Source organism: Rhizobium sp. R693, assembly GCF_002211315.1.
Classification (GTDB): domain Bacteria; phylum Pseudomonadota; class Alphaproteobacteria; order Rhizobiales; family Rhizobiaceae; genus Rhizobium.
The window spans coordinates 80854-93495 of the sequence record NZ_LOKY01000008.1; the positions used below are offsets into that span (position 1 = coordinate 80854).

Sequence of the window (12642 nt, forward strand, 5' to 3'; positions counted from 1 at the left end):
GCCTCTTTTCGTCTATCTCCGGCACGCGGCCGTCATGGCCGAATCCCCTATACACTCTGGCAATGGCACCGTTGGGCCACTCGCGGTCGCGGTTCCCGCTCGTGTCTGTCCGTTTAACGGCACTGCTGACATGTCTGGCTGCGTCAGGCCGTTGGCGCCGTCCGGCAGTGGTACGCGAGGACCTGTCGGCGGCGGCAATTGCACGGGCGCCTCCTCGGCCTTCGGCTGAAGGCTGCGTGGACGAACGACACGAGATTGGATTTCCGGCCGGGCAGGTTCGTAGCCGAAGGCCATCGGCGTGCTTCTGTAACCATTTTCATCCGGATAAATGGGATTTCCAGGTCGTCCAAGCGTTGGATCCGTGCCCAGCGCGGATCCAAACGGATTCCAGATTTCTCCGTCGAGCGTCCCAACGAGCGTGTAGCCGTACATGATTGCAAGCAGCTGTCTTTCGGTTGCCCGTTCATCACAAAGGCGCAACCGCACCTGGATCATACCGAAGTTGCGCGCCTGTGTATGTGCCGATCGGCTCGAGCGGATCTGTTGCCAACCATAAATACAGGTATCGCCCGAACCGCTCTGGCCCGCGGCATAGCTGAAGGGTCCATAGCTGTTTTGCAGATAGGTGGTGGAGCGCGTCATCTGTACGCCGGGAACCGCACCAAACGCCTCGCGGATTATCCCGTTCTCGCTGATCATGCTGTATGGCGCGCTGCCGGTGCCGGGATTGGCGCCCGATGCCCCAAGGAACTGCACCTTGAGAAAATTCTGCCCGGGTACCGAAGACGACGTGTAGAGCGAGATCATTTGCTCGGTGCCGTTGCCGCGCTTGTGTTCGACGACGCTGACGATCGAGGGGCCACCTGGCGGAGGCAGGGCAAGCGCTGTCTCAGCCGGAACGGTTTGCGCGGTGTTCAGGGGCCGGACGTTTCCCGACGACTGGCATCCGATGAGCAGCGCGCCAATCAGTGCCAGGCATGACGGCCTCAGTAGACTGAACGCTTCGGGTCGCCGCAATCGTCTTTCCCCACATCCATGCGCAGATTTCACGCCGGATTTCCGAATCAACGGCCCCCAAGGCCGCTACCTCATGGTAAACGACGATTATGGTTAACCCAAAGTTAATGCGCGGTATCGCGATTGCTCTCGCAAAGAAAGGGTAGGCGCGAGAGGCAAGATAATCAGATAAGTTTAGGTTCAGGGCTTGGCCACGCGGTTTCATCTGCCTGCGAAATGAGCCGACCAGACTTTCGTTCGGGATTGGTCGCGGGCTGCGTAGTCCTGGATTGCCTGCTCGAGGTCGCCGAAAACGGGTGTATCCTTGTCCGCGCCGATCTCCGCCAGCCGCATTGTGTACCACGCAGTAATTCCGCCCTCGGGGGCATTAGAAAACCTTGGGAAGGTCGGCTCGGGTTTCTGATTTTCTTTCCAGAGATTTGGCAGGAAAGGCTCCAGGACGAGCGCACGAGCGAGACCGACAATATCGACTGCACCGCTTGCCACAGCGTCTTCGGCCTGTTCGCGCGTCTTGAAGCCACCGGTCAACATGAGAGGCTTTGTCGTCATCGCGCGTGCGCGTTTTGCGAATTCCAGAAAATAGGGCCCGCGTCCAGACCTGTCGGAGGCGGATTTCGCTCCTGGAAAATAGGTGCCGCCGCTGATATCGATGAGGTCGATCGAAGATTGGTCCAGTGCCGCGACCACCTTGAGTGCGTCTTCCTCGTCGAGGCCTCCTTGGAGTTCGTCCGAAGAATTGAGCTTCACGGCAATCGGGAAAGTCGGTCCGACCGCGGCGCGGATCGCTTCGATGGCTTCCAGCAACAGCCGCATGCGGTTGGCGATTGCGCCACCGTACCCGTCCGTGCGCTTGTTGAACAGTGGCGAAAGAAACTGGCTCAGCAGAAATCCATGTGCTGCGTGAATTTGCACACCGCCAAACCCGGCCTTCTCAGCCAGTTGGGCGGTCGTCGCAAATTGACAGGACAGTTGACGTAGTTCCTGTGATGGCATTTGCGCACAACGCAGTCCCGGCAGGTCGAAAGCACTCGGACCCCTGGGGTTGCTGGTTGGTGCGTAGGCAAGGGCTCCGGCGTGGCCGAGCTGCAGCCAGAGCCTGGTGTCGTTTTGACTGCCGTGGCGAGCAAGTGTTCGAAACCGCTCAAGGTCCGACGCTTCGTTCAGCACGAGGTTGCCGGGGTTCTCGGCGTAACGGGAGGTAAGCTGCACCTCGCCGATGATCGATATCGCCAACCCGCCTTCGGCCCAGCGTTGATATAGCCTCATCTGCGCAGCCGTGGGATGGCCGGTTCCGTCTCCGAGGGAATCCGACATCGCTGATTTTGCAATGCGATTATGCAGCGTCACACCACAAGGCAGCTGAAGCGGCTCGAACAGAGGTCCACGAGTTGGCTTTAGAGATTCCACGACATGTACTCCGGCATTGTTTTTTTATCGATCCAAACGGGGGCAGGGCAACGCCAGCGGTGCGCTGCTGACAGATTGCGCGGCGCAGCTGAGGAGGCGTAAACCCGTCACGCCTCCCAGGGCTTCAGCATCAAATTTCGTCTGGACCCGTACGGTAGACCAGAAACTTGTTGCCCTCCGGATCGCGGAAATAGGCGCAGTAGGGGTCTCCTCCATTTTCGCCTCGCGGACCGGGAGCACCTTCGTCGCGCCCGCCAAGTGCAAGGGCCGCCGCGTGGACCTCATTGACCTGGGCACGCGAGCGGGCTTCGAAGGCTACCATTCCGCCGTTGCCCACAGTCGCTGGTTGTCCGTCAAACGGCTTGATGACGCCGAACTCAAGGGTCTTGTGTCCGTAGTAGACGGCACGACCAGGCTGGACCAGCACGCGCCCGATGCCGAACACGAAAAGCAGTTTGTCGTAGAACGCCGAAGCGGCGTCCAGGTCGTTGGTGCCGACCGTCGAATGGCTGGGCAAGCCGCGGACTTTCTGCGTTTCGATGGGCGATTGACTGATGGCAGTGTTGTTCATTGCAGTTCTTCCTTTCACGCATGGTTTGATGGCCGCCTTTTCGGACGGCCGATGGCTTCAAGGCGCAGGCGGCGCTCTCAAGCAGAGCGTGCCGCACCGTTTTGCCTTGAAGATTTCGGTTGCTACGCCCAGGATTTGACTGGATGTTGCATACACACTATCTAACGTGGACCTTTTTAACGTTGTGAAGGTCAAGCGATGGATCGAATTGATCCCAGGTCCGATTTCGTTGGCGAAGTCTTATCCGGATGCCTGATGACGAGGGCCAGGCGCATCTCTCGGGTGATCACGAAGATCTATGACCAGGAACTGCGTAACCATGGTCTGAACGCGTCCCAGTTCTCGATGCTCATCGTGATTGCAAAACTTCGTGGTGCCAGCCGCGCAGAAATCGGCCGCGCAAATTTCCAGGACCGGACGACCCTGACCCGTGGCCTCGCGCCGCTACTCAAGGAAGGCTGGATCGAAGAGCTTCCGACAAAGGGCGGTCGCAGCCGCCCGGTCGTCATTTCCGCTGCCGGGGAAAAGCTTCTGAGCGAGGCCACTCCTGCTTGGCGGGAGGCGCAGCACAAAGCAAGCCGGCTCGTTGGCAAGAACGGTAGAAAAGCAATCATCGACATCGCCGAAAATCTCCCAAGAGAGGACGAACCAGCATGAGAGCGCTCCTGTGAGTGCGCGCTAATTCGCAGCACGGATTTCGGCGACCGTGTCCTGCGGCGTCTGAAGGTGCGGATAGTGACCGATACCGGGCAGAACAGTCAGGGTTGCGCCGGCTCGGCGCGCAAACTCCTCGCCCATGGCCTTTTTGATGTACAGGTCGTTCTCACCCCACACGACCTTCACAGGTGTCTTGAGTTCGCCAAGGTGGGTCTCGAGGTGGTCCTGGTCACGGGTGAAGTACGAATAGTAGTGGTAAAACGCATCGGCGGAGGTGATGCCGAATTGTTCCCATCCCTGCGTCATGTCCTTCAAGACGTCGGCCGGGAGATCAAACTGTCTTTCGGGCGGAAGGCCGCGACGATAGACGTTCGCCAGAATCTCGGCGCTCGTCTCGTTCATGTACATGCGGGTTTTCGATGCTGCCGGCTCGCCCTTGAGGTTCTGGAGGCTCTCGTACATGTATTGCGGCCTGTTGAACGGGGCGAAGTCTCCGACGACTATCTTTCTGGCTATGTCAGGCTCCTTGATGGCAGCCAGAAGGGCGGGAAGCGATCCGATATCCGTCGCGTAGATTGTCAGCTCTGAGCGATTAATGCGGGCAGCCTTGATGTAGGCAGCCAAGACGTCTGCGTAATCTCTTGGCGAATATGAGAATTTGGTGGGTTCCGGACGAGAAGACAGCCCATAGCCCGGCCAGTCGATTGCGTGGACTTCGTAGTCCTTTGCCAGTTCGGCGGCTATATCCTTCCAGACGAGCAGCGTCTCTGGAAACCCGTGCAGAAAGAGAACGGTGCCCTTCGGGTTTGGGCTATGGGTGACCATGCGGCGAAGCGTGATGTCTGGGGCAACATCTATGTAACCGATCTCGGCGCGGATGTTCTCGTAAGCTGCTCCGGCCCCGACGGCAGCAGGGGCGCTTAGCGCGACTGAGAAAAAGAGCGGTATCGAGCGTTTCAACATCTCAAGCCTCCTGGGCGATGAACGCCAAGCCAATTTCGAACGGGCCTCATATGATGCATATGCAACAGTTGGTCAATTTGGGACGAGGCGTCGCAACGGACGAATTTGTATTGCTTTGTATCTGAACGCGCGGGTGGCGACGCTGCGTTACATTTTAGTCGCCTTGAAAAACATGCGCGATACCGAATGGTCCGATTTGGATGGCCAACACGGTGCAATCGCACCCGCTCTCGTCAACGAAGGAACAATTCAATGAACGCACGATCTGTCGTTCCCGCACTGGTTGCCACCGTTTTCACCTTCCACGCTGCGCAAGCCGAGCCAGGTGAAATTCGCCGGACGGACTTGCTAAAGGAGGACATCAGCGTTTCCGGCAGGCAGGTGGTCCAGGTGCGCGTCGATTTTAATCCAGGCGCATTCGCGGTAAACCACAGACACCCTGGTGAGGAGGTCGCCTACGTTCTTCAGGGAACACTCGAGTATAAGCTTGAGGGAAGGCAAGCCGTTACGCTCAAGGCCGGGGAATCCCTGTTCATCCCGGATGGTGTCGCCCATTCCGCCCGAAACGTCGGGGATGGCAGGGCGTCGGAGCTGGCGACTTACATCGTCACCAGGAATGCGAAGCTCGTTGAACCTGTGAAGTAATTCACCAGAAGGGAAGGAAACGTCATGGCCCTTTGCGCAAAACCCGCTGCTGCCGATCTGTCTCGCCGTGCTCTCTTGCTTGGGGGAACGGCTGCCGCGCTGTCCAACGCGATTTTGCCGTCGTTTGCGAATGCTGCGGAACCCGGAATGGCTAAAACAGGTACGAACGGCGAAATACGCCCGTTCAAGGCACAGGTTCCAGAATCGGCCCTGAACGACTTGCGGCGGCGGCTGGCTGCAACGCGCTGGCCGGACGGGGAGACCGTCGCCGACCGGTCCCAAGGCGTTCAGCCGACCAAACTGCGCGAACTCGTCAAATATTGGCAGACCGACTATGACTGGCGGGGCGCCGAGAACAGGCTGAACGCATTCCCGCAGTTTCTGACGAACGTCGACGGGCTTGATATCCATTTCATTCACGTGCGCTCCAGACATGAGAACGCGTTGCCGCTGATTGTGACCCACGGTTGGCCAGGCTCGGTGTTCGAACTCCTCAACGTGGTCGCTCCCCTAACCGATCCGACAGCTTACGGAGGCAAGGCCGAGGACGCCTTCCATCTCGTGCTGCCGTCCATCCCTGGTTTCGGCTTCTCCGAAAAACCGAGCGCAACTGGCTGGAACCCGCAGCGCATCGCAAACGCATGGGACGTGCTCATGAAGCGCCTCGGCTACAACAGTTATGTGTCCCAGGGTGGTGACTGGGGAGCAATCATCTCCGATGCCCTTGGCAGGCAGGCTCCGAAGGGACTCCTCGGCATCCACGTCAATCGCATCGAACGAGCCACGACGTTCCCACCGGATGCTGCAAAGGCGTTGAAGAGCGGCGCTCCGGCACCCGATGCTCTTTCGCCCGACGAGAAGAAGATTTTTGACGAGGCAAGAGACTTCTTGAACAATGGCTTCGGCTACGCGGCCATCATGAACACCCGTCCTGAGACCGTCGGTTACGGTATTGCGGATTCGCCAGTCGGGCTCGCTGCCTGGCTGTACGACAAGATTGCCGACTGGGTCTTCACCCGTGGCGAGCCAGAAAAGGCTCTGTCGAAAGACGCGATCCTCGACAATATCACGCTCTACTGGCTGACCAACACCGGACCATCGAGCGGGCGCATCTATTGGGAGAACACGGTCTCAGGTGCAAAGCTTTCGGCCATCAAGGTACCCGTCGGCGTGACGATCTTTCCAGGCGAAGTCTACAAGCCGCCGAAGGAGTGGCTATCGAGGGCGTATCCGAAGCTGGTCTACTACCACCGAGCCGATAAGGGAGGCCACTTTGCTGCCTGGGAGGAACCTTTACTCTTTAGCCAGGAGATCAGGGCGGCATTCCGGAACATGCGATCTTGAGCGTCGATTGTAATCTAAATGCGCCTCAATGTTGGACGGCACGGGAATTTCAAAACGGGGCCCGCGACACCGAGGGGTGCATTTCGGCGGCTCCCGGCGAAGAAGCGTCCGCCTCCGCCTCGTTAAATAGAGAAAGCAACGCCTCGAATACGACGGCCGGAACGTTGTGCGAAGAGATGGAGGAAGCCACCCGCACCAGAACTGATTGTCGATCGTTAGCATCTCGCGCCACCATAAGGCAGATCGGGCGACTGATCCGTTGACCCACGCTACATTGCTGGCGGCCTCGTCTTAGATATGGATTGGCCACGGACGTCCGATGACATTGACATCTTGCATGATACCGACGAGGAAATTGGAGCCTCCGCGGATACTCATATCGCGAAATTAGAGGCTGACGGTTTCAAAGTCTCGATCGAAGTCAACATCTACGGTTGCGTTGAAGCAAGTGTCATGCGCGGTGGGGAACGCACCTTCGGGACGCACTCATTGTTGCTCTGAATCGGGCAGAGAACTACCTGCCCAACGCGCCACCCGAACACGTAGGGATATTGGCCAATACCTAACTTAGTATCCCAACGCCATGCCATCCTTGCGGGGATCGGATCCACCGATCAGGACGCCGCGCTCCCAATCAATCACAATGGCCTGCGCGCCGCCGATCGCCAAGCGGGGAGGGCAAATATTGAAACCACGTTGCTCCAGTATGGCGCCGATGCGCGCGTGCATGGCCTCTTCGGCCTCCACCGTCATTGTTCCAGGCAGTGGAAAGAACCGCGGCAGGTCGATGGCGGTCTGCACGTCGAGACCGCAATCGTAAAGCCGAGATAGCAGATGGGCATGGCCCATGGCCTGATAGTGGCCACCCATGACCCCGAACGGCATGACGACGCGGCCGTCCTTGGCGACCATTCCGGGAATGATCGTATGCATGGGCCGCTTGCGGGGCCCGATCTCGTTGGGGTGTCCGGACACAAGCGAAAAGCCTTGGCCGCGGTTGTGGAACAACACGCCCGAGCGAGGCGCCATCAGCCCGCTGCCATAGGAACTGAAGATCGAATTGATGAAGCTGACCGCGTTGCGGTCGCGATCCACGACACACAGATAGACAGTATCCTTGTGCTCGATGGTATCAAACGATGGCAATGGCGCGCTCGCTCGATCGAAAGAGATGAGGCGCGCGAGGCGATCGGCGAGCGTGCTCGACAGCATGTTCTCAACGGCCTCGTCCGAGACGGCCGGATCGGCGACCATGGCGTCGCGCGCGGCATAAGCGAGCCGCGTTGCCTCGAGGAGTAGATGCGAGCTAACGGCATCGAAGGGATCGTTCGACAGCGAGAAACGCGACAGGATGTTCAGGATCAGGAGCGCGACGACACCCTGACCATTTGGCGGGCACTCGTAGAGTGTGCGACCGCGATAGGTCGTGCAGATGGGCGTGACATAGTTGCCCGCGGCGCTGGCGAAATCGTCGAGGGTGTGACGGCCTCCGAGCCCACCCAGGTACTCCACCATGTCCTCGGCAATGGCGCCACGATAGAAGGCGTCCCTTCCGCCGCAAGCGATCGCAGCCAGCGTATCTGCGAGCAGGGGCTGGCGTTGAACATGGCCGGCCGCAGGCGCCGCGCCGCCAACGAGGAAGGTGGCACGGGTGGTTGGATCCGCTGCCAGGAGGTCGCGTTCCAGGGCCATGTCGGCGGCGACACGGGGCGTCAGCGCATAGCCCTCGCGCGACATCGCGATTGCCGGCTGCAGAACCTCAGCCATCGACATTCGCCCGAAGTCGCTCAAGAGACGGCACCACGCATCGACAGCTCCGGGAACCGTGACGGCATGCGGGGATGAGCGCTGAAGCCGCGTCATGCCCTCGGCCCGCAACCCGTCGGGGCTCAGTGCGGCAGGCGTTCGGCCAGAGCCATTATAGGCCCGAACGTCGGTAGAACCTGCTATCGCGATCATCGCAAAACAGTCCCCACCGACACCGGTCGAACCCGCTTCGACGACCGACTGGACAGCAACCGCCGCCACCGCCGCGTCGATCGCGTTGCCACCTGCCTTCAGGACTTCGACGGCCGTCAGCGTCGAGGCGGGATGTGACGTTGCCGCCATCCCGTGACGCGCGATGACCAACGATCGGCCGGGGTCTTCGAAATTGCGCATAGAGCCCCCAGAAAGATTTTGCCAGCTTTTCTGCATCACGAACGCTAAGCTCACGATACGGATTACCGTCACCAACTGATCGCGGGTGACGTCGCAAATATCCCGGCTGAAGTTAGGCTTTTGCCACAGATCGTTGCAACAGCTTTTCGGTTCTGTCGGTGCACGCCGCAAGCTGGCTGATATCGATCCAACCGCTCCCAGATTAAAACGACCATGGGGATTGCAGTGACCGTAAACGGCGCGAGGCCGCGATCCGGCCTCATCCCGCCGCCAATTTTGGCCTTGCCGAGGATCGTTTGCCGAACGCCGGTATCGGTCGCCGATGACGATGCCCCGAGCGGAAACGCTTCTCGACATCGCCTCGCATGCGATAAGGCATTCAACTATATGAAACTGGCTTCGAAAAGCTCGCGGGAATAGGGGTCGTGGGTTCTTCCGGCCTTTAGATCGCCTTTCGACAGTTCGTCGATGAAGCGACCATCCTTCATGATCAGCACGCGGTCGCACATGTGGGCGATCACGGCGAGATCGTGACTGACCAGCACATAGGTCAGTCCCCGTTCGTCGCGCTGGTCTGCCAAGAGGTTCAAAATTTCCGCCTGAATCGACACATCGAGCGCCGAAGTAGGTTCGTCGAGAAGCAGGATCGGTGGGGACAAAATCAGCGCTCTTGCGATGGCGACACGCTGGCGCTGGCCGCCGGAAAGTTCGTGCGGGAAACGGTTTGCAAATGCAGCCGGCAGGCGGACCTCGCGCAGCGAACGCTCCACGGTCTGCCAGACCTCCTGCCTGCCCATCGCGCGTAGGGGCTCGGCAAGTGCGGTGCCGATCCGGTGGCGCGGATGCAACGAACCGTAGGGGTCCTGGAACACCATCTGAGCGCATTTGAGGTCATCGAGGCTCCTTGACTTGCCGACGACCCGACCCGCAAGCACGATTTCTCCCGACCATCCCCTTTCCATGCCCGACAGGCATCGCAGGACGGTGGACTTTCCACAGCCGGATTCGCCGACAATGCCCAGCGTTTCCCCACGCGCGACGCTGAAGCCGATGTCCTTGACGACATGGTTTTGCTGTTTGCCGGACGAGAAGGTGACATTGAGGGCGCGAACGTTAATCATCATGCTGTCTCCAGGTCGATTTTCGAGCGGTCGAGAACCGCAAGCCGCCGGACCGGATGCCTCGGATCCGGCATCGCGGCGATCAGCCCCTTTGTATAGGGATGGCTGGCATCCTCCAGCCGCGTCAGCGTCTCGACGATGCGCCCCGCATACATGACGATGATCCGCTCACAGAAGGCAGAGACCATGCGGATATCGTGGCTGATCAGAATGAGGCCGGAATCGTTTTCCCGGACAAGTTCGTCCAGGAGCGTCAGCACATCCTTGCGCACACTCACATCGAGCGCCGAGGTCGGCTCGTCGGCAATCACCAGCTTCGGCCTGGCAAGAAGCATCATTGCAATCATGACACGCTGGCCCATGCCGCCGGATATCTGATGCGGATACTGCGCCATGACGCGCTTTGCGTCCGTGATGCGAACGCGCTCGAGCATCGCTTCGGCCGCCAGGCGCGCGGCCTGGCCGCGCAGGTTGAGATGCAGGCGGGCCGCCTCGGCGACCTGCTTGCCAACGGTCAGGAGGGGATTGAGCGAATAGCGGGGATCTTGCATGATGAGAGCAATATCCTTGCCGCGGATCTTTCCCATCTGTCTCTCGGACATCGACAGGAGCGGACGACCGTCGAGGTCGAGACGCCTTGCCGAGACAGTCGCGGCTGGTGACAAAAGGCGCATGATCGCGCGGCCGGTCGTCGATTTTCCCGAGCCGGACTCGCCAACGATGCCTAAACGCTCGCGCCCGACGTCGAAACTGACATTCGAAACGGCAGGCACAGCGTTCTTGCCAAAGCTGACATTGAGGTCTGCGATTGACAGGACTGGCTTCATATCAGGACCTGGCATGACGGGGATCCATAATGTCGCGGAGCGCATCGCCTGCGACGTTGAAGGCAAGACTGGTGATAAGTATGGCGACACCCGGCATCACCGCAACCCACCAATAGTCGAGCATGAACTTCCGCCCGCTCGAGATCATCGCGCCCCATTCGGGCGCCGGCGGCTGTGCACCCAATCCGAGGAAGCCAAGCGATGCGGCGGTCAGAATGATGCCGGCCATGTTCAGCGTCAGGCGCACGATCACCGACGGGATGCACATGGGAGCGATGTAGACGAACAGGATGCGCAATGGCGAGGCGCCATAAAGGCGAGCGGCGGCAACATAGTCGGCATTCCTGACGACGAGCGCCTCGGCGCGCGCAAGGCGCGCTATCGGCGGCCACGCCGTCAGGGAAATGGCGATGATTGCTGTCGTCAACCCGGCGCCGAGTGCTGCGGCAAAGGCCAGCGCCAGGATCAGCGAGGGGAAGGAGAGGACAATATCCGTCGCCCGCATCAGCAGCGCATCGGTGCGACCACCGAAGAAGCCTGAAACGACACCGATCAGCAGACCGATCGGACCAACAATCAGGGAAATCGAAAGGACCGTCTGAACGGTGATCCGGGTTCCGTAGATCAGGCGACTGAGGATGTCCCGGCCAAATTCGTCGGTGCCCGCAAGGTGGGCAGCGCCGGGCGGCTGCAGTGCCTGCGACAGGACCTGTATGTTGGGATCATAGGGCGCAAGCAATGGCGCGAGGATCGCTATGACGCAAAGCATCGCCAGAATGGAAAACCCGGCCAGGCCGAGCGGTTCCTGTCCGAGCCTGGAGACGATCCGCATCGTGGAGGCAACAATTCGGGCAGGCAGGCCGGGTGGGCGTGCGGCGAGATCGGTTTGGATTGCATCGCTCATTGCGCAGCCTCCCGGGTTCGCGGATCGAATATCGCATAGGCGATGTCCGCCAGGAAATTGAGGAACATGAAGATGAAGCCGATGATGATGGTGCCGGCAACGACAGCATTCATGTCGCCGATCATCAGTGCGTTCGTCATGTATTGGCCGATACCCGGCCACGAAAAGACGATCTCGGTGACGACGGCACCTTCCAGAAGTCCGCCATAGGAAATCGCCAGGATCGTTATCAACTGTACGGCGATGTTCGGCAGAACATGCCCGGTGACGGTGCGGGCCGGACCGACGCCCTTTGCACGCGCGGCGATCACGTAGTCCTGGCTCAATTGCTCAAGAGTGAAGCTGCGGGTCATGCGGGTGATATAGGCCATGGCGGCATAGGCGAGGATCACCGCAGGCAAGATGATGTGCGCAGCCGCATTCCAGAAGATGTCGGTTTCCTTCTGCAGCAGGCTGTCGACGAGGAGGAGCCCCGTCTGTGGCATCACCAGGCCCTCGTAGAAGACATCAATACGCCCCGGCCCCCCAACCCAGTTCAGTCCGGCATAAAAGATCACGAGGCCGACGATCCCGAACCAGAAAACCGGGATCGAATGACCAACAAGGGCGACGAGGCGGGCGATCTTGTCGATGAAGCTGTCGCGAAACAGTGCGGCCGTCAGGCCAAGCGGAACGCCGACAAGGGTCGAGATCAGGATTGCCAGGGTGGCAAGCTCGAAGGTCGCTGGAAATGCCCGGGCAAGATCCGACGAGACCGGATTGCCCGTCAGCACGGCCGTCCCGAAATCGCAGTGTGCGAGGCCATTCAGGTAGATCAGGAACTGCTGGTAGATCGGCAGATCCAGACCGAGTTTCGCGCGCATGGCGGCATAGGCGGCGGGGTCTGCAAGCTCGCCGACGATCGCTCCGACGGGATCGGCGGGAAGAATACGGCCGATCACGAAGGTGACGCATAAAAGGATGAACAGGCTGACGGCCAGGTGTCCCACCCGGCGCGCCAGCTCCTTGACGGATAGCTCCTTCATG

General features: G+C 59.9%; 12 protein-coding genes. 3 read left to right on the plus strand and 9 right to left on the minus strand.

The window, feature by feature from the left end; translation table 11 throughout:
• Nucleotides 1-12: 12 nt before the first annotated feature.
• From bcsN to ATY79_RS09460, 3 genes are all read right to left on the minus strand, one after another.
• Nucleotides 13-1017 (minus strand): cellulose biosynthesis protein BcsN, encoded by a 1005-nt coding sequence (gene bcsN, locus ATY79_RS09450; RefSeq protein ID WP_088703650.1) that lies wholly within the window; start codon nucleotides 1015-1017, stop codon nucleotides 13-15.
• Nucleotides 1018-1218: 201 nt separating this feature from the next.
• The gene (locus tag ATY79_RS09455; RefSeq protein WP_088703651.1) at nucleotides 1219-2424 is read right to left on the minus strand and encodes an NADH:flavin oxidoreductase/NADH oxidase family protein; all 1206 of its coding nucleotides are present in this window, start codon (nucleotides 2422-2424) and stop codon (nucleotides 1219-1221) included.
• Nucleotides 2425-2554: 130 nt separating this feature from the next.
• Entirely contained in the window at nucleotides 2555-2995 is a 441-nt protein-coding gene (locus ATY79_RS09460) for a VOC family protein (RefSeq protein ID WP_088703652.1), read from the minus strand.
• A gap of 255 nt (nucleotides 2996-3250) precedes the next feature.
• Here ATY79_RS09460 and ATY79_RS09465 point away from each other — a divergent pair, with 255 nt between their 5' ends.
• Nucleotides 3251-3652, plus strand: a complete 402-nt coding sequence (locus ATY79_RS09465; protein ID WP_245312337.1) for a MarR family transcriptional regulator — start codon at nucleotides 3251-3253, stop codon at nucleotides 3650-3652.
• Nucleotides 3653-3673: 21 nt separating this feature from the next.
• On the opposite strand, the gene ATY79_RS09470 is transcribed toward ATY79_RS09465, so the two are convergent.
• On the minus strand, nucleotides 3674-4615 hold the full coding sequence (locus ATY79_RS09470; RefSeq protein ID WP_088703654.1) for an alpha/beta hydrolase: 942 nt from the start codon (nucleotides 4613-4615) through the stop codon (nucleotides 3674-3676).
• Nucleotides 4616-4867: 252 nt separating this feature from the next.
• Between ATY79_RS09470 and ATY79_RS09475 the strand changes: the two genes are divergently transcribed.
• Together ATY79_RS09475 and ATY79_RS09480 are read left to right on the plus strand one after the other, a co-directional pair.
• On the plus strand, nucleotides 4868-5260 hold the full coding sequence (locus tag ATY79_RS09475; protein WP_088703655.1) for a cupin domain-containing protein: 393 nt from the start codon (nucleotides 4868-4870) through the stop codon (nucleotides 5258-5260).
• A 24-nt stretch (nucleotides 5261-5284) separates the two neighbouring features.
• Nucleotides 5285-6604, plus strand: coding sequence for an epoxide hydrolase family protein (locus ATY79_RS09480; protein WP_088703656.1), 1320 nt, complete (start codon nucleotides 5285-5287; stop codon nucleotides 6602-6604).
• A gap of 567 nt (nucleotides 6605-7171) precedes the next feature.
• On the opposite strand, the gene ATY79_RS09490 is transcribed toward ATY79_RS09480, so the two are convergent.
• From ATY79_RS09490 to ATY79_RS09510, 5 genes are all read right to left on the minus strand, one after another.
• Nucleotides 7172-8764 (minus strand): gamma-glutamyltransferase family protein, encoded by a 1593-nt coding sequence (locus tag ATY79_RS09490; RefSeq protein WP_088703658.1) that lies wholly within the window; start codon nucleotides 8762-8764, stop codon nucleotides 7172-7174.
• A gap of 383 nt (nucleotides 8765-9147) precedes the next feature.
• Nucleotides 9148-9885 (minus strand): ABC transporter ATP-binding protein, encoded by a 738-nt coding sequence (locus ATY79_RS09495; protein WP_088703726.1) that lies wholly within the window; start codon nucleotides 9883-9885, stop codon nucleotides 9148-9150.
• The gene (locus ATY79_RS09500; protein WP_088703659.1) at nucleotides 9885-10727 is read right to left on the minus strand and encodes an ABC transporter ATP-binding protein; all 843 of its coding nucleotides are present in this window, start codon (nucleotides 10725-10727) and stop codon (nucleotides 9885-9887) included. The genes ATY79_RS09495 and ATY79_RS09500 overlap by 1 nt, the downstream gene beginning before the upstream one ends.
• On the minus strand, nucleotides 10714-11616 hold the full coding sequence (locus ATY79_RS09505; protein WP_088703660.1) for an ABC transporter permease: 903 nt from the start codon (nucleotides 11614-11616) through the stop codon (nucleotides 10714-10716). The genes ATY79_RS09500 and ATY79_RS09505 overlap by 14 nt, the downstream gene beginning before the upstream one ends.
• A complete protein-coding gene (locus ATY79_RS09510) occupies nucleotides 11613-12641 on the minus strand; it encodes an ABC transporter permease (protein WP_088703661.1) in 1029 nt (342 codons plus the stop codon). Before ATY79_RS09510 ends, ATY79_RS09505 begins: the two co-directional genes overlap by 4 nt.
• Between the last annotated feature and the right edge of the window lies 1 nt (nucleotide 12642).

Excerpts from the sequence above, each read along its gene's own strand:
- ATY79_RS09480 (WP_088703656.1), top strand. The coding sequence starts at position 5,285 with ATGGCCCTTTGCGCAAAACCCGCTGCTGCCGATCTGTCTCGCCGTGCT.
- ATY79_RS09490 (WP_088703658.1), bottom strand. The coding sequence starts at position 8,764 with ATGCGCAATTTCGAAGACCCCGGCCGATCGTTGGTCATCGCGCGTCAC.
- ATY79_RS09500 (WP_088703659.1), bottom strand. The coding sequence starts at position 10,727 with ATGCCAGGTCCTGATATGAAGCCAGTCCTGTCAATCGCAGACCTCAAT.
- ATY79_RS09505 (WP_088703660.1), bottom strand. The coding sequence starts at position 11,616 with ATGAGCGATGCAATCCAAACCGATCTCGCCGCACGCCCACCCGGCCTG.
- ATY79_RS09495 (WP_088703726.1), bottom strand. The coding sequence starts at position 9,885 with ATGATTAACGTTCGCGCCCTCAATGTCACCTTCTCGTCCGGCAAACAG.
- ATY79_RS09465 (WP_245312337.1), top strand. The coding sequence starts at position 3,251 with ATGACGAGGGCCAGGCGCATCTCTCGGGTGATCACGAAGATCTATGAC.
- ATY79_RS09510 (WP_088703661.1), bottom strand. The coding sequence starts at position 12,641 with ATGAAGGAGCTATCCGTCAAGGAGCTGGCGCGCCGGGTGGGACACCTG.
- ATY79_RS09475 (WP_088703655.1), top strand. The coding sequence starts at position 4,868 with ATGAACGCACGATCTGTCGTTCCCGCACTGGTTGCCACCGTTTTCACC.
- ATY79_RS09470 (WP_088703654.1), bottom strand. The coding sequence starts at position 4,615 with ATGTTGAAACGCTCGATACCGCTCTTTTTCTCAGTCGCGCTAAGCGCC.
- ATY79_RS09460 (WP_088703652.1), bottom strand. The coding sequence starts at position 2,995 with ATGAACAACACTGCCATCAGTCAATCGCCCATCGAAACGCAGAAAGTC.